The sequence below is a fragment of the Gluconobacter sp. P1C6_b genome, from assembly GCF_018811945.1.
Lineage (GTDB): Bacteria > Pseudomonadota > Alphaproteobacteria > Acetobacterales > Acetobacteraceae > Gluconobacter.
In genome coordinates, this window is sequence record NZ_JACRVU010000013.1 from 46,871 (window position 1) to 67,282 (window position 20,412).

Sequence of the window (20,412 nt, forward strand, 5' to 3'; positions counted from 1 at the left end):
GCCCCGGCCTGGACCGGGGCTTTTTTTGTTCCGCTGCTGTGGGTCCCTGTGAAAGACCGTAAATCTGCTCACGGTCATAAATGGAACCGTGAGCAGATTGAGCAATGGTTTTTCTACACCTTCAGGCCCGCCGGGCCGTCTGTCCCTCGGGGAGGACGGTCTCCGTAAAATAGGTGTTGGTCGCCAGGATGGTGATGGAAAGAACGCCGAAATTCAGGGGTGCGCGCTCGCCAAGCGGGATGAGACCGTTCCCGGTCGTCCAGCGGCAGCGAGCATTTTCCGGCCCTGCCCATCCGTCCAGGGGGTGATGCTCCAGATGAGCTTCGAGGTCGGTGGTGTTTCCTGAATCGAAAAACACGATATCGCCCACAAGGACCCCAAGGGCTCGGCGGTCATCGACGAAGGGGCCGGTCGTGTCACAGGGACGCGACGCGCGGGACATGAGCCTGACCGAGCTGATTCCTGGCGGAATCATGAACAGGACCCGGTCTTTCGTCTGTCGCATCGGATAGATGATCTGGCCGTCTGAGGCGAGGAGATGCAGATCGGGATCTTCTGTGATTTGCGGGGTCTGGCCCGTGCTCGCCATTGATTTGTCCAGCTGGCAGTGAGTAAGCGCGCGGGCTTCGATCTGGCGATAGAGGGGCTCGACGAAGGCCCGACTGACTTCCAGCGGCGCTGCGGCATCGTCCCAGCTTTTGTGCTGGCCACCGATGGCGAGGATTTTTCCGTCCTGCCGGAAGGTGTGCCGGTTGCCTGTGTCGAGATAGCTTTCGGTCAGCATGCCGTCGGCCATGATGACGGAATGCTCTCTGGTCTCGACGTGAAAGTATTCGTAAGAGGTCAGGGAGCGGTCGTAGAAGATGGAACTGCCGTTGACCAGCATGCGCGCGGGGACGAACCGGCCATCCAGGAACAGGCAGTGTTCTGCCGTGATGAGCATGTCCTTGTGGGGGACATTCTCTGCGATGGCGTTGGCGAGGATGCGGATGGGATAGCCCGCCTGGTCATCCGGAAGGGACGGGTTGGTGGTGGCCTGTCGCCGGCCGGTCCAGATGACCTTGCGGACAGCAGGTGTGCCCTCGTGCCATGCCAGGATCTCGTCACCCGTGCGGAGGTCCTGGATCGGGGTTTCGCCGGATGGCGTGCGGATCATGGAGTCAGCGAGGAAGCAGACACCAATATAGGTGTTGCCGTTGGAATAGGTGATCTTGAGCGGGTTATTGGTGGCGCTCAGGGCGTTATAGGTGCCGGCCGGGAGGGTGGCGCCACTGGCAAGAGTTACGGTGTAGGTCGCGATCTGCGTGTTGTTGTTGCCGCCAAAGAGCGTGACCGTGCGTGACGATCCCGTCCCGGAGACCGTATAGCCACTGATCGCGGTGACGGTATTCTGCAGTTCGATCGTGTCTTTGGCGGGGTTGTAGTTGGTAATGCTTGTGCCGCTCAGGTCGATGAGCGTTCCGCCACCATTGAGGATGAGTGTTCCGCCGCCGGCACCGAAGTTGATTGTGGATCCGGTCAGAACACTGGCGAGATTGGAGCCGGAAACGTATGTTCCGCCCTCGCTGATATTGATGGTGGAGCCCTGCAGGGCACTCGCAACGAGGCCGCTGGAGAAGCTGAGCTGCCCGCCCACGACGTTCAGTGTCAGTCCCGAAATGGCGCTGACGCCCAGGGAGACCGTCGTGTCGCCGCCAATATAGAAATTAACGGCACTCAGGGCATTCAGAAGAATATTGATGTCGCCAGTCGAGCCGGGAACACTGACATAAGTCCCCCCCAGTAGACTTGCGAGGACGTTCACTGAATCTGAGCCAGTGATGATGTTTCCCGTAGGAACACCGGAAAGAGTGTAGAGGGTACTTCCTGTACTGTCTTTAATGGTCACATCGCTTGTGAGACCAAAAAGACCGGTTTGCGTGACGGTATAAGTAGCATCAGCATCGCTATACGAAGTCATGCCAATTCTCCCCTGCAATTAGGATTGCACTAGCATCGGATCCGGCCTCTAAAGATGTGGTGTTCACCATTTAGAAACAGGATGCAGTTACTTCGATCGTTTTTGCGATTCTAATCAATAAAAAATTAACTCAACTATAAGTTATTAGATAAACAATCCATGCAGAAAGATTTTGATTACCTTTCGCAAACATATTGTTTCAACGCTATTTTGCGAGTTTTTTGTGGAATTGTGCAGATGAATTTTCAGATTAATATTGTTGTATTGTTGGTTTTAAGTATCTGATTTACGGCAATTTTTTGACATATATATGTTACTTAAAATTTAACGATTTTAACGATCAAATTAACGGTGTTTGATTTTTTTTGGATGTGAATTTCTATCGGATGACCTGAAACATCCGGCATCGACCCGGTTAATGGGTCAAAAAATACAAACATTAAAATTTTTTTATAAAAGCTCGATCAGGGCGATACCGCCTGCAATGAGAATCAGGGCGGCCAGAAGAACAAGGGCCAGACGCTTTTCGATGAAGTCGCGGATGGGTTCGCCGAACGTGCGGAGCAGGGCCGCTTCAAGGAAGAAGCGGGCGCCGCGGGTGACGATACTGGCCGCAATGAAAGGCAGCAGGGAGAAATGGGCGGCCCCGGCGGCCAGCGTGACGAACTTGTAGGGAAGCGGGGTCAGGCCCTTGGCGAGGATGATCCACACGCCGTAATGGCGGAACATGGCCTCAAGGTTCAGGATGCGCTGATCGGCATGATAGAAATGCGCGATCGGCATGCCGATATGCTCCATGAGGAACGCGCCCAGAATCCAGCCGATCAAGCCGCCTCCGACACTGGCCAAGGTGCAGACGAAGGCCAGAAACCAGGCGCGTTTACGGTTCGCGAGCAGCATGGGTACGAGCATCAGGTCCACCGGCAGCGGAAAGACCGAGGCTTCCGCCATCGCGACAATGACCAGCCACCATACGGCGCGCGGAGACGCGGCGAGTTCGGTAATGCGCGTGTACAGCAATGTCAGCATGGCGGTCGGGTATTCCTGTGAGGGCGTAGAGGCTGTCCTAGCCGTCCTGCTCACGCTTGAAAATCCGTAGCCTCGCGCAACGTGTGTTCCGGCACGGGAACGGGTGATAGAAAGCGGAATCGTTCTTCCGGAGTGTTGCCGTTTCATGGACAAGACCCTTCCGCCGTTCCAGCGTTATTCCCTTGTGGCCAGGATGTTTCACTGGAGCATGGCGGCGATCATCATTCCACTGTGGCTGCTCGGATTTTATGTGGGACGGATCATGCCGCATGCGGCGACGTCGCAGAAGGCACTCCTGCTGTTGATCCATAAAGAAATCGGACCGTTCATTATTATTCTGACTGTTCTGCGGCTTGTCTGGCGCGCGACGCATCGGCCGCCAGCAATGTCAGCGGATATCCCCGAGGAAGAGCGTCTGGCGGTTCAGGTCGGGCATTTCGGGCTGTATGCGATGATGCTGGTCGTGCCGCTGACGGGATGGGTGCGGAGTTCGGTTCACGGCCTGCCGATCCCGATGATGTGGGTCGTCAATCTGCCACCCCTGACGCACAAGGCGCCGGTTTTCGTGCCGCTGGTGAATGTGCTGCACCAGTTCTCGTCATGGGTTCTGGGAGTTCTGATCGCCGGGCATGTGATCGCAGCACTGCTTCATCGCTATGGCCGCAAGGATAGGGTCATGGACCGGATGCTCTGAAGCCTGATCCATAGAGTGTACTGTTACTGATTGTGCTCTATTGGATTGTGGAAACAAACAAGTAAATTATATAAAAAGCAAAAAATATCATTAAAAATAGAAGAATCATAAATAATAAAAGAACCATATTCCCTAATACATTTTTATATATAAAGATATTTCTGTAGTTTAATATAATATACACAAACAGAATAACTGAAGCGGCAGCCAGAACCGCTAACGAAAATTCCATCATCGGGTCTGTCCTGATCTCATTGAGCCCGTGCCAGATCTGATGACTTCTTTAACAGCCGGCATGTCGTCGTATCCTGAAGGATCAGCAGTCCGCCGATCCATCAGAACCTTTCAGGATTAACGAGGGGCAGCGGGCTGCTGCACCGGGAAGGCTTCGGGCTTGAGAACCGGACGCGGATGGTCGGCCATGTCCCTGCGGAGCCAGGCGATGGCGGCTTCAAGCTGTTGGTCCTCCCCGTTGAAGGTGGCGACCGGCATGTTCTCGACTTCGATGTCCGGGGAAACGCCCCTGTTCTCGACCAGCCAGTGTCCGTTCAGGTCGAAATAGGGGTTCTCGGCCGTGCGGGCATTGCCGTTGTCGATCAGACGATCTCCATCCGACAGCCAGACACCGGCGCCTGCCGTACGTTCGCCAAGCAGCGGGGCGATATGCAGGGACTTGATGCCTTGGGAGAAAGTCTCGCCGTCCGAATAGGTCATCTCATCGGACAGGACGATCAGGCGGCCCTGAAAGGACTGCTGCATGTCCACCGAAGGCGCATTGCCGTAGCGGCCCCAGAACATCCACGGGCGACGCATGAGCTGGGTCAGAACCCAGCTGTCGATATTGCCGCCCGTATTGCCGCGGACGTCAACGATCAGGCCGTCCTTGTCGATATTGGCATAGAACTCGCGGGCGAAGGCTTCCATGTCGTCACCGACCATGGACTGCAGATGCAGATAGCCGATGCGTCCGTGGCTGGCGCGATCGACGACATCCGCCCGGCCGACTTCCCAGTCCCGCGCCCGCAGGTCACGCTCCTTCATATAAGGAACGGGAGTTACGATGACCTTGTGCTCCTTTCCGGCGCGCGAGAGCGTCAGGAGAACCTGCTTTCCGGCCTGATCGGCAAGGAGCGAACCCAGATCGGGCTGTCCGGCCGTGGGCTGTCCGTTGACGGCAGTGATGAGATCTCCGTTTCGGGCATCCACACCCGGAGCTGCCAGCGGGGACTGCTGGTCCGGGAGGTCACGGTCGCCCTGATAGATGTGATCGATGCGAAAGCCGTTGTCTTCATGCGTCAGATGCGCGCCAAGGCCCGCAATGAGGCTGGACGCGGGCTGATCGACCGTCGTGGGCGCATGGAGCTGCGAGTGCATGGCGCCGATTTCCGCGACCATTTGGCCGAGCAGATCGTCGAGATCCGCGCGGTCTCCGAGGCGGTCCACGAAGGGGGCGAAATGGGCACGGACGGCCTTCCAGTCCACACCGTGCAGGTCACGGTCATAGTAGTGGTCGCGATGCAGGCGCCAGGCATCCACAAATTCGTCCGACCACTCCTGCCCGGGATCAATCCGCAGACGCAGATGGTCGAGCTCGATCTTCTTGCCGGCCAGTTCCTTGGGCTGTTTTTCGCCCGCAGGCGTAAGGAGCAGGTCGGGAGCATTCTTCCCCTTGCGGCTGAGGGTCAGCAGGGTCTTGCCGTCAGGCGTGATGTCGAAATCCGAGATCTTGGCAGCATAGGTTTCGATCTTGTGTTCGTTATTGTCGATATGGATCGACTTCAGATCGCCCGGACCATCGCCTGAGCCGGAATTGTCGATGGTGAACAGATACTCGTCAGAGACGCCCAGCCCTTCGTAATCACCGGCCGGGACGGGAGCCTGATACAGACGTGTCGCAAGGCCAGCCCATTCAATGGCGGGGAGTGCCTTTTTCTTGTCGGAGTCTTTCTTTTTGGCATCCTTCTTGTCGGCATCAGGCTTCTTGTCCGCCGGGTCCAGTTCGGTGGCGGGCTGGAACGGAAAGCGTTCGCCGGACTGAAGAGCCAGAGCGTAAATGCCGGTCCGTTTCGGGAAAGCCGGGCCGATATTTCGGTCACCCCAGGGCGAACCATTGGACAGCGAGAAGGTGCGGTCCGAAAGGAACCACAGCCATTTCCCGTCTGGCGAGAAGCTCGGCGTATAGGATTCGTAGCGTCCGTCCGTGACCCAGTTCGTCTGGCCGGTAGCTGGAACATAGAGCGCGATCTGACGACGCAGGTTCGCACCACGGGTGCGCACGAAAGCCAGAACATGACCATCCGACGACCATGACAGGGAGTCGAAAACGTTGGTGCCGTCCTGCGTGGCGTTATCGACAAGCTTGTCGGCCTTCGTGGACAGGTCCGTCAGCCACAGCCGGCCCAGAAGATCGGTATGGGCGGCGTATTTTCCATCCGGCGAAAGCGACAGAATGACGGGTTCGGTCGGGGAGGGCTGGGTGATGGCCTCGCCCTTGCCACTGCCGTCTGCTGCAAAGCGCCACAGGGCGGAATCGCCGTTGACGTCGCTGAAGGCGATGACGGATTTGCCGTCCGGCGTGATCTGGGCGAGGCGCAGGCGCACATTGTCAGGCGTGGCGAGGACGACGACGCGTCGCGGCGAAGCCCCTGCGACGACGACATGTCCGCGCATGGTGAAGGCTGCGGTTTCACCTTTGGGAGAAAGAGCCGATGCGGTCAGGAAGCGCGTGGGCTTCTCCAGCCAGTACGGGCTGCGGGGCAGGTTGTCGGAGGTCAGGTCCACCTTGATGGGTGTGGTCTCGTCGCTCGCCAGATTGAAATCGAATAGGTCCGCGCCTTTGCGCATCACGATATGATCGCCGGAAATGGAGGCTTCGAGGACACTGTAATCCGTGAAATGGGTAAGCTGTTTCGCGTCCGTGCCGTCCGTGGCGAGGCTCCACAGATTGTAACGGCCGTTCTCGTCGGAAATGACGATCAGTCGGTCGCGCCAGGGCATCGGGCGGATGAGGTTGGCGTCATGCGTGCCAATGCGCTCGGCTTCCTTGCCGTTCTGAAGATCGAAGCGCCAGAGCTGGGACAATGCACCGCCGCGATAGGCGCGCATGTGGTCGCCGGTCGTGGCGAGGCCGAAGCGGACGGCATAGAGCCAGCGTCCGTCCGGGCTGAGGGCAGCATCATTGACGCCCGACAGCGGAAAGACGTGTTTTGCGCTGGTTTTCGGATCAATGGCGGTGACGGTCTGGGTGTAATACGGCCCTGTGGCGGCGGGGGCGGCGTAGAGGATGCCTGCATGAGCGTCCCAGCCGATGATCTTCAGGCGGGCGACGTTCTCGAATGTCAGGCGCCGGGGCGTTCCGCCGCTGCGGGGCATGACATAGATTTCGGTCGGGCCATCGAAATTGGCGGCAAAGGCGATCTGGGTGCCGTCCGGGGACATGACGGGGTGCGGATCAATGGCGTTCGCACCCTGCGGTACGGTCGTCAGACGCTGGGCCTGCCCGCCAGCGAGGGGCACGCTCCAGACGGACTGTTCGGCATTGAACAGGACGGTCTGGTCGGAAATCGAGGGTTCACGCAGATAGCCCGGCTCGGCCTGAGCAGCGCCAAGACTGAAGCCCATCAGGGCTGCGCAGGATAAAAGGGAGCTTCTGAGCGAAGGGCGTTTGGGCATGACGATGATCTCGATATGAAACGAATATGCTCCAGTCGTTTCACAAAGGAGTCATGTCGTCAAAGGCCTGCGGATGACATCCTGTTAAGGTATGACAGCTCCTTCAGCCCACGGCGGCCTTCAGGCCCTGTCCGGCGGCGAGGGGGCACAGCGGCAGGCAGGCGAAGAGGCACGCTCCCAGCAGATCCAGACTGGCGGCAGGTGACGTCGCAAGCTGTCCCGCATAGGACGAGGCTGCGCCGAAGATCAGCACAGGCGTTGCGAGCGGCAGGACCAGTAGCGGCAGCAGCACGCCGCCGCGCCGCGCGCCAAGCACGATCGAGGCTGCCATACCGCCGAGGAGCGAGAGGGACATCGTGCCCATCGCAAGGCCGAGCAGCAGGAGCGGCAGTTCCGAGCCTCTGACGCCCAGCATGATGCCGAGCGGAATACTGGCGATCAGGAGCGGCAGGCCGGTCGTCAGCCAGTGGGCGGCCATTTTGGCGAAGGCCACGGCGGCCGGAGTCGGGCCGGTCAGCATCAGCAGGTCGAGGGAGCCGTCCTCGAGTTCGGCTCCGAACAGACGGTCCAGCGGCAGCAGACAGGCAAGCAGGGCACAGACCCAGATGATGCCCGGCCCCATGTGTCGCAGCAGATCCGGCGATGGGCCGAGCGCGAGCGGGAACAGGCTGCCACATAAGATAAAGAACAGCAGCGAGGCCAGCGTGTCGGCACCGAAGCGGAACGCCAGACGAAGGTCACGGTCGATCAGGGCAAGAAAAGCGGTCATGACAGCCAGAAGGACTCTACATGTGCGAGCGATGGCAGCTCGTGCGAACGGGTGTTGTCGAGGGGAAGCGGGACATGCGTTGTGACGATCATGGCACCGCCTTTGGCGCGATGGGCGGCCATGACGGCACCGAGGCGTTCGATACTGGCGACATCCAGCCCGACGGTTGGTTCGTCGAGCAGCCAGAGCGGAGCGCCGGACAGCATGACGCGGGCGAAAGCGGCGCGGCGCTTCTGTCCCGAAGAGAGCAGACGCGCCGGAAGATCAGTCAGGTGGGTCAGGTCCAGGGCTTCAAGTGCGTCTGGCAGGCTGTTCGTACCGAGCTTTTCAGCCAAAGCAAGGTTCTGCGCCAGCGTCAGGCCGGGCTTGAGGGCGTCCTGATGGCCGAGCCAGGCAAGATCGCCATAACGGATGACCTCGCCTGAATCGGGGCGGCGCAGACCGGAAATCGTCCGTAGAAGCGTGGATTTCCCGGCGCCGTTCGGACCTGTCAGGATCATGGCATCCCCGGCATCCAGCGTCAGGGACACGCCGTCGAGAACCAGCCGGTCCCCGCGGAACACCGTGACGTCCTCAACGTCGAGCAGGCGTCCGGGAACGGGGGGGATGGGGAAGTCAGACGGGCTGGTCATCGAAGGGTCTCATGCGCGGGTTTGGTTCTGTCCCGGTGTGTGTCTTTCTGTTTTAGAGACCCTGCGGACCTGCTTCGCAAGGGCTGGCGTGAAAGCTGCGGTCTGGAGGACGCGAATATGATGATCGTATGAATTGTGCCGCGTGCTGTATTAAGGTCTCGATACGCTGGCGCAGGTCCGTTATGAGGGCTGCGCGGTCATGTGATCGTGCGTCTCTTTTTTCGAGGGTTTCCGGAACTGGCTGATCTGGTGCTGCAGGCGAGTGGTATCGCCAAGTCCTTTGGTGGGAACGAGGTTCTGAAGGGTCTGTCGCTCGACGTGGAGCGCGGCGAGCTGATCTCGATGATCGGTCCTTCGGGATGTGGCAAGTCCACGTTCCTGCGCTGCCTCAATTTTCTGGAACATCCGGATGCGGGCTCAGTCCGGATCGAGGATGTGACGGTCGCATGCACGGGCAGGCACTGGAGCCGCGCCAATGAGGCCGAGGCCCATAAGCTGCGCTCGCATGTCGGCATGGTGTTTCAGGCCTTCAATCTGTTTCCTCACCGCACGGTGCTGGACAACGTCATGATGGCGCCGATTCAGGTCAAGAAAATGTCCCGCGACGCGGCGCAGTCCGTCGCCTGCGAACTTCTGGCGAAAGTCGGACTGGCAGCCGTCAAGGACCGCTATCCGGATAGTCTTTCGGGTGGCCAGAAACAGCGCGCGGCCATTGCGCGCGCGCTCGCAATGAAGCCGTCCGTCATGTTGTATGACGAGCCGACATCGGCGCTGGACCCTGAACTTTCCGAGGAAGTCCTGTCCGTCATGCGGGCGCTGGATGATGAGGGCATGACGCAGCTTGTGGTGACGCATGACATGCGTTTCGCGCGCGCGGCTTCGGACCGTGTTCTGTTTGTCGAGGGCGGGGAAATCGTCGAGAGCGGTGATCCGGACCTGATGTTCGCCAACCCCAGGGAGGGACGAACACGCCGGTTCCTGCGGACGTTGCTGTGATGAAGAAACTTTTTGCGCTTTTGCTGGCGCTTGCCATCAGTCCTGTTTCTGTTGCGCTGGCTGATGCTCCCGCTTCGTCGCAGGAGCTGCTCTGGGCGTCAGACGGCGAGGCAAATGTGCCTTACGTCTTTCACGACCCGGCCCATGAATCCCGAATGACCGGTTTTGAGTACGAACTGGTCAATGAAATCGCTGGGCGGATGCACCGCAAGGCGCAATTCATCCAGAATGACTGGGACGGCCTGATCCCCGGGCTGTCGCGCGGGCTGTACGGGATGGTGCTCGACGGCATCGAGATGACGCCGGAGCACAAGGCGGCCGTGCTGTTCTCGCGTCCCTATTATGTGACGAGCGAGCGCATCATCGTCCGGCACGACCAGAACGGTCTGGATACGATGGATGCCCTGAAGGGCCATACCATCGGGACGATCAAGGACACCACGGCCGAGCGGATGCTGCGTCGGCAGGGTGGCTCGAACGTACGGTCCTATGAAGAAGAGACGAATGCGTTTTCGGATCTGCGGAACGGGCGGCTGGATGCGATCCTGCTCGATGCGCCGATTGCGCTTTATTATGGCAGCATCTCCCCGGACATGAAGCTCGTGGGCGAGCCGATCGGCAGCATGGAATACGGGATCGCATTCTCACCCGAGAACCGCGCGCTGCGTGATCAGGTGGATGCGGCGCTAGGCGAGATCATTCAGGACGGGACGCTGCATCGTATTCTGGCGCGCTGGAACCTGTGGACGCCGCTGATGGCGAACTACACGGGCGATAACAGCCAGCCCGATATTGCGCCCACGGAATGGGACCATTACCGGCAGGCCATGGCGAACACGACCGGCAGCGGCTGGCATGTTCTGGTCCGGCGTTATGTGAGTTTCCTGCCGCTGATCGGGCAGGCGGCGCTTATGACGCTGGCAGTGTCGGCGCTGGCCATGGTTCTGGCTGTGGCGCTCGGGCTTCTGCTGGCGCTGTCCCGGCATTACGGCGCGGCTCCGCTTCGCTTTGTGGCGGGGATCTATGTTGAGGTCGTGCGCGGAACGCCGCTGCTGATCCAGGTGCTGTTCATTTTCTATGGCCTTCCGGCTTTCGGCATCCGTCTGTCACCGTTCATGGCAGGTGTGCTGTCTCTGGGGCTGAACTATGCGGCCTATGAGGCGGAGAACTATCGCGCCGGTCTGCTCTCCGTCCCGCGTGGGCAGATGGAAGCGGCGATTGCGCTGAACATGACCCACTGGCAGGCGCTGCGCCTCGTGATCGTGCCGCAGGCTTTCCGGACGGTCGTACCCGTCATGACCAACGACTTTATTTCGCTGCTCAAGGACAGCTCGCTCGTCTCCGTCATCACGCTGACGGAACTGAGTCAGACCTATGTGCGGCTGTCCTCCACCTATTACGATTATTTCGGAACGGGGATCATGGTCGGTCTGGCCTATCTGCTGCTCGGACTGCCCTTCGTGCGGCTGGCGCGGATGGCGGAGCGGCGTCTGGGGCGCGGATTTTCAGGAACCGGGCACCATTGAAATCTTGGGTGCACCGGTCTGTCCTGTTCAGGCTGGCCGAGGTGCGGATGGATCGTTGATGAGGGGCGGCACGAGCGTGGCCGTGTCCAGCGTTCCGTCAAATCCCTGACGCAGCACGCGGGACCAGCCGATCATCCAGCGATCCAGGGCATCGATGAACTGGGCGGCGTCCGGATTCTTGTGAACCGAGGCCTTGTTCCAGTACTGCGGGGGGGCCAGAAGCTGGCGTGATCCGTGTTCGATCGGGGCGACGAGCGTCTCTACCGTTTCGATATGAGCGGTGCCCTTGCCGGCCGCCGCCGCATAATACCAGCCGACATTGATCATCAGGCTCGGGATCGGGAAACCCAGGGTGCGCATCCGCGAAAACGCCGCCGTGATGAACGGGTCCGTGCTGACACTCTGGTTTTCGAGCACGGCATTGCTGGTGTAGCTGCATTCCTGCGACACGCCGGCCCTGTCGGAAATATGGGCCGCATAGTCGCGGTCGTCATGGCATGGCGTTTCGAGCTGCTCTGCCAGATCGGCGGGGACGGGCTGCTGCGTGGCGCGGACCACGATGACGCCGGAGACGACACCGCGATCCGTGCGGGCCAGAACCTGCTGGGACAGCTCACCATGCGCCCCGCTCCGGGCCGTCAGGATCGGATGCCAGTCACCCGCCGGAAGCGGCAGGGTGCGTCCGGCGATGGTGATGCTGCCATGCTGGGCAATGCCGGGATCGGGCACGCCGATCTGGTCCCCAAGACCTGGAGCGCCGCCGGGCTGGCCGCCCTGTTGCCCATCCGGCTGTGACGCGCCTGACCCCGCATTATAGGGTGCCGCCCCGGGCAGGTGCCCCGGAAGCCACGGCATGGCCTTCTTGAGCGCCGGGGTGGGATAGAAGGCGGCCATGCCGAGCGCGCCTACCGTTACGATCACGCTCGTGCGCCAGAGCGGCGCGCGTCGCCAGAGCCGTCCGAATGCCGTCATGGATCAGTGGCTCACCCGACCAAGCTGGGTTTCGGTGTCGCTGGCGATCTCGGTGACGACGGTACCGTCCTCCTGCGTGACGAGACGGACGCGCTTGGCACCCTGCTGACGGGCCACGATGAGGCTTTCACTGACCATGTCCTCGATGGAACGGACAAGATCGCGCGCGCTGGCACCGGTGCCGAGGTTCTTCTGCTTGACCATGACCTGGAACAGAACGCCGGCATCAATGCCGCCGGTTTCCACATGCAGGCCGTAACCTTCGATCATGGCTTCGATTTCGAGTGCCGCCACGCGGGCCAGATCCAGTCCGCGCAGGGCACGGAAAATGAAAATACGGTCCAGACGGTTGAGGACCTCGGGGGCGAAGCCGGACTTGCGCAGGGCCTCCACCGACTCGGCGCGCATCTTCTCAGGCTCGTTGGCGAGACGGTCGGCGATTTCGGTGAGAGCCTCTGTCGCGACGTTGGACGTCAGCATGAAGATCGCGCGGGTGGTCGAAACCTGTTCACCCGTGGAGGCTTCCGTGACATGGCCGTCGTTCCAGGCCGTGAGGAACTTCTTGAAGACGTCCGGATGGGCCTTTTCGATTTCGTCGAGCAGCACCACGGCATCCGGATGATCCTTGAGGCCGCCGGTCAGCTTGCCGAAGGTGTCGGACCCGACATAACCCTTGGGCGAGCCGAAAAGCTGGGTTGCGGCATGGGCGCTCGACATCTGCGTCATGTCGAAATGCAGCAGGGGGCGTTCCATCTGTTTGGCCATCTGCTTGGCCAGATAGGTCTTGCCGGTGCCCGGAGGGCCAGCGAGCAGGAAGATGCCGACTGGCTTGCCACGGACCTGAAGCGCCAGGCGGCGGCGCATCTGCTGGGCGATGTCCTCGCAGACCTGATCCTGTCCGATGACGCGGGCGCGCAGGGAAGCGGCCAGTTCGTCGGCGTCAATGACGGTTTCGCGCTGTTCGCGGGCCATGAGCTCTTCAAGGGCTCCGCGGTTTGTCAGACGGCTGAGAACATCCATGATGAGACCTTTCCTGCGGCGCAGTCCGCGACGCGCCAGTTTTTCGGCTGACGTTTCATACGCCAGTCCCGTGACTGCCAGAAGGGCACTGATGCCTGCCAGCGGAAGATAGAAACGCCGCCCCCATTCGATGGCGGCCCACAGCCCGTTCAGCGACAGGTGTAGCATGACCGCGACCTGAATCACTGCCAGAATGAGGAAGGCCGCCATCATCAGCGGCATGGCCCGGTTGAGCATGGGAACGAGGGACTTGAACACCGGGGCGGTTCCTTACTGGACGATCACGTTGAGCAGGACGCGCTGGTCGAGCGTCATCAGGGCGGGCAGGGCTTCGGGACCGAGGGCTGTCAGCGCTCCGATGGTCAGGGCCGGGGCGTGCGGCATGCTGACGGGTGCGATGAGGATCTGTCCGGCTTCGACAATGGGAATGACCAGATGCTGGAACTTGCCCGTCAGGACGACGCGCTGTGTCAGACCCGAGACCGTGACGTCAATGGTCTGGCCAACCGCGCCAGACGCATCAAGCACCGGCATTTCCACGAGCCGCATCTTGCCATCCTTCACTGCCGCGAGGATGCGGGCACGGTCGGCAGGGCTGAAGCCGCTTTTTGCGAGGGCGGCTGACGCCTTTGCGGGAGGAAGCATGGAAAGCTGGACCGCGGCGGTCTGGGCAGCAGGTACGGCCGGCGTGCTTTGGGACGGCGGCGCGGCCGCAGGCACGGTCGGCGCCGCTGTATTATGCGTGTAGAAAAAGGCCCCGGCCCCGACCGTCAGGGCTGCGATCAGCCCGCCTCCGCCCCACAGCGCCCGACTGCGGGATGCCGGTTCGGAGGGTAGCGGCTGGGCGCGCGGTTCTGGACGGGGCTCGTACTGGGAAGTCATTTCACAACCATCTCACTCCCGACAGCGTCCGAAGACAAGGGCTTTCGAGATATGGGAATGTAAACAAATCTTTCGACTCGCCCAATGGATAAGAGCTTCAGGAACAACGGGATTTGCGTTCCTCTTGCGTCCTGCGGGGAGGTGACTTACATAAGGCACATTCCATTCATCTTCCGCTCATTTGGGGGGTGGCCCTGACGGGCCGCCTTTTTTGTCTTGTCTCAGCAGAACGCCTCTTCCGACATCGAACTGCCCCACCTCACGGGGCTGGAAGCCCGCATCGCGGAGCGGATCGCGCCGACGCTTGCCGATCTGGGCTATGAGCTCGTGCGTCTTTCGGTGCTGGGACGCGACACCCCGACGATCCAGATCATGGCGGACCGTGCGAACGGTTCCCTGATCTCGGTGGAAGACTGCGAGCAGATCAGCCACGCCGCCGGCGCCATTCTGGACGTTGACGATCCGATCCCGGGTGCGTGGATGCTGGAAGTGTCGTCCGCAGGGATCGACCGTCCGCTGACACGCGCCAAGGACTGGGAGCGATTCGCGGGCCATCTGGCGAAGGCCGAGCTGGACGTGCCGCTCAACGGCCGTCGCCGTTTCTCCGGCACCGTCATGGGTGCACGGGACGGCAATGCCATCATCCGTCTGGATGACGGGACCGAGGCTGTCCTGCCGCTGGTGGACATCCGCAAGGCCCGTCTGGTCCTGACCGATGCGCTGATCGAAGCGAGCGCTGCCCTTGCAGGGGTCGCCTCCGAAGGGGAAGATGGCGGGGAAGCGCGCCAGGCGCCCAAACTGAATCCGAAGAAGCCGGGGAAAAAGTGATGACCCGTCTCATGCTGGCTGGAGGTCCGATCTGATGGACACGTCTGTTACACGTCCCGAACTGCTGCTGGTTGCCGATGCAGTATCCCGCGAGAAGAACATCGACCGCGAGGAAGTGCTCGAAGCCATGGAGCAGGCCATCCAGAAGGCTGGCCGCGCGAAGTACGGGCATGAAAAGGACATCCGTGCGACGATCGACCGCAAGACGGGCGAAGTCCGACTGAGCCGCTGGACCGAAGCGGTCGAGCATGTGGAGAACGAGGACACCCAGATCCCGCTGCACATCGCCCGCAAGTTCCAGCCGGAAATCCAGGCCGGCGAGCATCTGGTCGATCCGCTGCCCCCGATCGATTTCGGCCGCATCGCAGCGCAGACGGCCAAGCAGGTCATCGTGCAGCGCGTGCGCGAATACGAGCGCAAGCGCCAGTACAACGAGTTCAAGGACCGCGTGGGCGAGATCGTCAACGGCACTGTCAAGCGCACCGAGTATGGCAACCTCATGGTCGAGATCGGCCATACGGAAGCCCTGCTGCGTCGTGACGAGCTGATCCCCCGCGAGTCCTTCCGCAATTCCGATCGCGTCCGCGCTTACATCTATGATGTGCGTGACGAGCCGCGCGGCCCGCAGATCTTCCTGTCCCGCACGCATCCGGCCTTCCTGGCCAAGCTGTTCGCGCAGGAAGTTCCGGAAATCTACGATGGCATCATCGAGATCAAGGCCGTGTCCCGTGATCCGGGATCGCGCGCCAAGATGGCCGTGATTTCCCGTGATGCAGCGATCGACCCGGTCGGCGCATGCGTCGGTATGCGCGGCTCCCGTGTTCAGGCCGTTGTGGCCGAGCTGCAGGGCGAAAAGATCGACATCATCCCCTGGAGCCCTCAGGCTGCGACATTCGTCGTCAATGCGCTGGCTCCGGCTGAAGTCAGCAAGGTGGTGATGGATGAGGAAGCGGGCCGCGTCGAGGTCGTGGTGCCGGATGAGCAGCTTTCGCTTGCCATCGGTCGCCGTGGACAGAACGTGCGTCTGGCCAGCCAGCTGACGCGCTGGGACATCGACATCCTGACGGAGGCCGAGGAATCGGAGCGTCGTCAGGAAGAGTTCCGCAAGCGCTCCTCGCAGTTCGTCGAGGCGCTGGACGTCGATGACGTGATCGCGGGCCTGCTGGTGACGGAAGGCTTCCACACGATCGAGGAACTGGCTTACACCGACCCGGGCGAGCTGAACGATATCGAAGGTTTTGACGAGAGCGTGGCTGAAGAGCTCATGCATCGCGCCAATGACTATCTTGCCAGCAAGGAACAGGCCCTGGATGACCAGCGCAAGGCGCTGGGTGTCACGGATGACGTGGCCGGGCTGGGAACGTTTACGAACCAGATGCTGGTGACGCTGGGTGAGAAGGGCGTGAAGACGCTCGACGATCTGGCGGATCTGGCTGGCGACGAGCTTGTGGAGATCCTCGGTGAGGAGGCTATCGACGAAGATGCCGCCAACGAGATCATCATGGCAGCGCGTGCGCACTGGTTCGATGGTGAAGAAGCCGACTCGGCAAAGCCCGAAAACGGTGACGGGGAGTCGACCGACGTCTGATATTTCTGATACTGATAATGGTCCCGTTCGTGGTGCTCTAGGGCGTCGCGGCTCGGAGCGGCGATGCATCGTTACGCGAGAGCAGAAGCCGCCTGAAGGCATGATCCGTTTCGTGGTCAGCCCGGATAACCGGGTTGTTCCCGACCTCGCCGGAAAACTTCCGGGTCGGGGAATGTGGTTGAGTGCCAGCCGGGATGTGTTAGATAGCGCCCGCACACGACAGGCTTTTGCCAGAGCGGCCAAAGCCCAGGTGATCGTACCGGATGGCTTGGCCGATCTGGTCGAGGCCGCGCTGGTGCAGCGGATGCTGGACGCAGTCAGCCTGGCTCGCAGGGCGGGTCAGACGGTCTGCGGGTTTCAGAAATGCCGGGAGTGGCTCACTTCAGGCAGGGTAGGGGTGGTGATCCGTTCGGAAAGTGCAAGCCCGGACGAGTTCTCCAGACTGGTGTCGGGCCGGCGTTCTCTGCCGGTGGTGACAGTTCCCGATCGGGTCCTGGAATCGGCGTTCAGCCGGGACCGGGCGGTCTATGCGGTGATGGCGCCAGGAGCGCTGGCACAGCGCCTGATCGCCGAACATGAGAGATTTTCGGGAGTGGCAGGACGTCCGCTCCCAGACCCCGCAGGGGTCAGTAAGGAACAGGCGGAACTATGAGCGACGGCAACGAGCGCAACCAGGACGGAAACAACACCCCATCACAGGGCGGCGAACAGACCAGAAGCAGCCGCCTGTCGCTTCGCCCTGCTGGACGCCAGGAGGTCGGGCGTACTGTTGATGCCGGCTCCGTGCGTCAGAGCTTCAGCCATGGCCGTTCCAAGGTCGTGCAGGTTGAGGTCCGCAAGCCCAAGCGCAATGCGGCTGGCCCGGGTGCCGGTGCGGCAGCCCGTGGTGGTCGTGCGGGTGGTCGTGCCCTGACGGCAGCCGAACTGGCAGCCCGCCAGCGCGCCCTCGAGCTGCAGCGCAAGGCTGCGGCCGAAGAGGCTGCACGGCGTGAGGAAGAAAAGATCCAGATCATGTCTGCCGCCGAGGCTGCGCGTCGCGCCGCCGAGGAAGAGCGCCTGATCAGCGAACAGAAGGCTGCGGAAATCGCGGCTCTGAAGGAAAGCGAGCAGCAGGCTGCCCGCGAACAGGCTGCGGCTGAAGCTGCTGCCCGTGCTGCCGAGCAGGCCGCTGCCGAAGCTGCTGCCCGTGAGGCCGAGGAAGCCGCACGTTCGGCTCCACTCGATCCGCGCAGTCATTCGACTGGCGGCGTGCAGCTTGCCGCTCCGGTCCAGCGTCTGCGTCCGCTCGCCGAGCGTGCCATCATGCCGCCGCGTCCGGTTCAGCCGTCCCGTCCGGCAGCCGCCGCGCCGGCCCGTAACAACGAAACGCTGCATCTGCGTTCCGGCACTGCCGCCGGTGGTGACGACGAGCGTCGTCCCGCGCCGCGCCGCAGCGGTCCCGGTGCTCCGCCGGCCCCGCCGCGCCGTCCGTCCGCGCCGTCCCGCAAGGGTGGTGGCAGCGATCGCCGTTCGGGTCGCATCGACGTCCGCGCCGCGATCGAAGGGGATGACGACAAGACGCGTTCGCTGGCTTCGGTCCGTCGTCAGCGTGACCGCGAGCGTCGTCAGGCCGAGCTGGAGCGTCTGCGCTCCGATCAGGTCCGCGTTGTTCGTGACGTCATTGTTCCGGAGACCATCACGGTCGCCGAACTGGCAAACCGTATGGCGGCCCGTCAGGGTGAAGTCATCAAGGCGCTCATGAAGATGGGCGTCATGGCGACGGCCGCGCAGAGCATCGATGGCGATACCGCCGAACTCGTGGTCGAGGAATTCGGCCACCGCATCAAGCGTGTTTCCGAAAGCGATGTTGAAATCGGTATCGAGGGTGTCGAAGACAACGCTGATGATCTGAAGCCCCGTGCTCCGGTCGTCACGGTCATGGGTCATGTCGATCACGGCAAGACCTCCCTGCTCGACGCGCTGCGCACCACGGATGTGGCTGCAAGTGAAGCCGGTGGCATCACGCAGCATATTGGCGCGTATCAGATCACGGCGCCGTCGGGGAAGAAGATCACCTTCATCGATACGCCGGGTCATGAGGCCTTTACCTCCATGCGTGCCCGTGGTGCGTCCGTGACGGACATCGTGGTGCTGGTGGTGGCCGCGGATGATGGCGTGATGCCGCAGACGATCGAAGCCATCAAGCACGCCAAGGCGGCCAATGCTCCGATCATCGTGGCGATCAACAAGATCGACAAGCCGGGTGCCAATCCGAGCCGCGTGCGTCAGGAACTGCTGAACCACGAGATCGTGGTCGAGGAAATGGGTGGCGACACCCAAGACGTCGAAGTTTCGGCTCTGAAGCGGACCGGTCTGGACAAGCTCGAAGAGTGCATCCTGCTTCAGTCTGAAATGCTGGATCTGAAGGCCAATCCGGATCGCGTGGCCGAAGGTGTGGTGATCGAAAGCCGTCTCGATCGTGGACGTGGCCCTGTGGCCGCCGTGCTGGTCCAGAAGGGTACGCTGCGTCGTGGCGATATCGTGGTGGCCGGTGCCGAATGGGGCCGTATCCGTGCGCTCCTCGATGACCGTGGCCGCCAGGTCAAGGAAGCCGGTCCGTCCCTGCCGGTCGAGATTCTCGGCCTGACGGGTGTACCGGGTGCGGGTGAGCCGTTCGTTGTCGTCGAAAACGATGCGCGGGCCCGTGAGATCAGCGAGTTCCGTCAGCGGAAGATCAAGGAGAAGGAAGCGGCGTCGCAGGTTGCGGCCCGTGGAACGCTCGATCAGATGCTGGCCCGTATTCAGGCTGGTGTGCAGAAGGAAGTTGCCCTTCTCATCAAGGCTGACGTGCAGGGTTCGGCGGAAGCCATCTCCACGACCGTGCAGAAGCTGGCCCATGAGGAAGTGGCTGTCCGCGTCCTGAACGCCAGTGTCGGTCAGATCACGGAAAGCGACATCCAGCTTGCCAAGGCTTCTGACGCCATCATCGTGGCCTTCAATGTCCGTGCAACCACGCAGGCCCGTGAACTGGCCCAGCGCGAGGGTGTGGACATTCGCTACTACTCGATCATCTACCAGGTGGCGGATGACGTGGAGCAGCTGGTCAAGGGTAAGGTTGCGCCGAAGCATCGCGAGAAGTTCCTCGGCTACGCAGAGGTCCGTCAGGTGTTCAACATCACCAAGACCGGCAAGGTCGCGGGCTGCTATGTCACCGAAGGTCTCGTCAAGCGCGGCTGTGGCGTGCGTCTGCTGCGTGACAACGTGGTCATTCATGAGGGCGAGCTGAGCCAGCTCAAGCGCTTCAAGGATGATGTCAAGGAAGTGGCCCGTGGCTACGAGTGTGGTCTGTCCTTCGCGGGTTACAACGACTTGCGCGAAGGCGACATGGTCGAGTGCTATGAAATGGAAGTGATCCCGGCTTGAGCTCCCGTTCCAGACATGACGTGAAAGGTCCCGCGGGTGTCTCCGCTCACGGGCCCAGCACCCGCCAGCTCCGGGTGGCCGAAGAGGTCCGCCGGGTTCTGGCGGAGCTGTTTGCCCGGACCGAATTCCGCGATCCAGAGCTGCTGGATGTGCGGATTACGGTAACGGAAGTCCGCATTTCCCCGGATTTCAGACATGCCACGGCTTTCGTGACGCGTCTGGGACGGAGCGATGTGGAGGTTCTCCTGCCAGCCCTGAAGCGGGTGGCGCCTTTCTTGAGAACGGGCCTCTCCAAGGCTCTCAATCTCCGGACGGTGCCGGAGATCCACTTCCAGCCCGATACGGCGCTGGATAATGCTATGGAGCTCGACGAGATCATGCGGTCTCCGGAAGTCCAGCGGGATCTGAACTCCAAGCCCGAGTGACTTTTAAAAAAACGCCT

At 61.4% G+C, this 20,412-nt stretch carries 16 protein-coding genes; 8 read left to right on the top strand and 8 right to left on the bottom strand.

All coding sequences use genetic code 11. The features are described 5' to 3' along the window. Positions 1-121: 121 nt before the first annotated feature. A complete protein-coding gene (locus KP701_RS10385; protein WP_215747145.1) occupies positions 122-1,960 on the bottom strand; it encodes a Hint domain-containing protein in 1,839 nt (612 codons plus the stop codon). Between the two features lie 450 nt (positions 1,961-2,410). Continuing rightward, on the bottom strand, positions 2,411-2,989 hold the full coding sequence (locus KP701_RS10390) for a YqaA family protein (RefSeq protein WP_215747160.1): 579 nt from the start codon (positions 2,987-2,989) through the stop codon (positions 2,411-2,413). Between the two features lie 145 nt (positions 2,990-3,134). Between KP701_RS10390 and KP701_RS10395 the strand changes: the two genes are divergently transcribed. Then, positions 3,135-3,683 (top strand): cytochrome b, encoded by a 549-nt coding sequence (locus tag KP701_RS10395; RefSeq protein ID WP_215747146.1) that lies wholly within the window; start codon positions 3,135-3,137, stop codon positions 3,681-3,683. A gap of 351 nt (positions 3,684-4,034) precedes the next feature. On the opposite strand, the gene KP701_RS10400 is transcribed toward KP701_RS10395, so the two are convergent. From KP701_RS10400 to ccmA, 3 genes are all read right to left on the bottom strand, one after another. Continuing rightward, on the bottom strand, positions 4,035-7,355 hold the full coding sequence (locus tag KP701_RS10400) for a S41 family peptidase (RefSeq protein WP_252345547.1): 3,321 nt from the start codon (positions 7,353-7,355) through the stop codon (positions 4,035-4,037). 103 nt (positions 7,356-7,458) lie between these two features. After that, the gene (ccmB, locus tag KP701_RS10405; protein ID WP_215747147.1) at positions 7,459-8,124 is read right to left on the bottom strand and encodes a heme exporter protein CcmB; all 666 of its coding nucleotides are present in this window, start codon (positions 8,122-8,124) and stop codon (positions 7,459-7,461) included. Further along, positions 8,121-8,756: a heme ABC exporter ATP-binding protein CcmA gene (gene ccmA / locus KP701_RS10410; RefSeq protein WP_215747148.1), complete on the bottom strand. Its 636-nt coding sequence runs from the start codon at positions 8,754-8,756 to the stop codon at positions 8,121-8,123. The genes ccmB and ccmA overlap by 4 nt, the downstream gene beginning before the upstream one ends. A gap of 201 nt (positions 8,757-8,957) precedes the next feature. Between ccmA and KP701_RS10415 the strand changes: the two genes are divergently transcribed. Next, a complete protein-coding gene (locus tag KP701_RS10415) occupies positions 8,958-9,752 on the top strand; it encodes an amino acid ABC transporter ATP-binding protein (protein WP_371818951.1) in 795 nt (264 codons plus the stop codon). Further along, positions 9,752-11,278, top strand: a complete 1,527-nt coding sequence (locus KP701_RS10420; RefSeq protein ID WP_215747149.1) for an ABC transporter substrate-binding protein/permease — start codon at positions 9,752-9,754, stop codon at positions 11,276-11,278. Before KP701_RS10415 ends, KP701_RS10420 begins: the two co-directional genes overlap by 1 nt. A gap of 27 nt (positions 11,279-11,305) precedes the next feature. Here the strand turns inward: KP701_RS10420 and KP701_RS10425 are convergent, their stop codons facing one another. From KP701_RS10425 to KP701_RS10435, 3 genes are read right to left on the bottom strand one after another with little or no spacing between them, the layout of a single operon-like run. After that, positions 11,306-12,250, bottom strand: a complete 945-nt coding sequence (locus tag KP701_RS10425) for a hypothetical protein (RefSeq protein WP_215747150.1) — start codon at positions 12,248-12,250, stop codon at positions 11,306-11,308. Positions 12,251-12,253: 3 nt separating this feature from the next. Then, positions 12,254-13,507 (bottom strand): AAA family ATPase, encoded by a 1,254-nt coding sequence (locus tag KP701_RS10430; protein WP_034954447.1) that lies wholly within the window; start codon positions 13,505-13,507, stop codon positions 12,254-12,256. Between the two features lie 33 nt (positions 13,508-13,540). Beyond that, on the bottom strand, positions 13,541-14,152 hold the full coding sequence (locus KP701_RS10435; RefSeq protein WP_215747151.1) for a hypothetical protein: 612 nt from the start codon (positions 14,150-14,152) through the stop codon (positions 13,541-13,543). A gap of 216 nt (positions 14,153-14,368) precedes the next feature. Here KP701_RS10435 and rimP point away from each other — a divergent pair, with 216 nt between their 5' ends. Genes rimP through rbfA form a run of 5 tightly spaced genes read left to right on the top strand, consistent with a single transcriptional unit; the run spans position 14,369 to position 20,395 of the window. Next, complete coding sequence (gene rimP / locus KP701_RS10440) at positions 14,369-14,980, top strand: ribosome maturation factor RimP (RefSeq protein ID WP_215747152.1); 612 nt, start codon at positions 14,369-14,371, stop codon at positions 14,978-14,980. Between the two features lie 34 nt (positions 14,981-15,014). Beyond that, complete coding sequence (gene nusA / locus KP701_RS10445) at positions 15,015-16,568, top strand: transcription termination factor NusA (protein ID WP_215747153.1); 1,554 nt, start codon at positions 15,015-15,017, stop codon at positions 16,566-16,568. Beyond that, entirely contained in the window at positions 16,507-17,220 is a 714-nt protein-coding gene (locus tag KP701_RS10450) for an RNA-binding protein (RefSeq protein ID WP_225197648.1), read from the top strand. Before nusA ends, KP701_RS10450 begins: the two co-directional genes overlap by 62 nt. After that, on the top strand, positions 17,217-19,970 hold the full coding sequence (infB, locus tag KP701_RS10455; protein WP_225197647.1) for a translation initiation factor IF-2: 2,754 nt from the start codon (positions 17,217-17,219) through the stop codon (positions 19,968-19,970). The genes KP701_RS10450 and infB overlap by 4 nt, the downstream gene beginning before the upstream one ends. Then, positions 19,967-20,395: a 30S ribosome-binding factor RbfA gene (gene rbfA / locus KP701_RS10460; RefSeq protein WP_011253108.1), complete on the top strand. Its 429-nt coding sequence runs from the start codon at positions 19,967-19,969 to the stop codon at positions 20,393-20,395. The genes infB and rbfA overlap by 4 nt, the downstream gene beginning before the upstream one ends. The last annotated feature ends 17 nt before the right edge of the window (positions 20,396-20,412 follow it).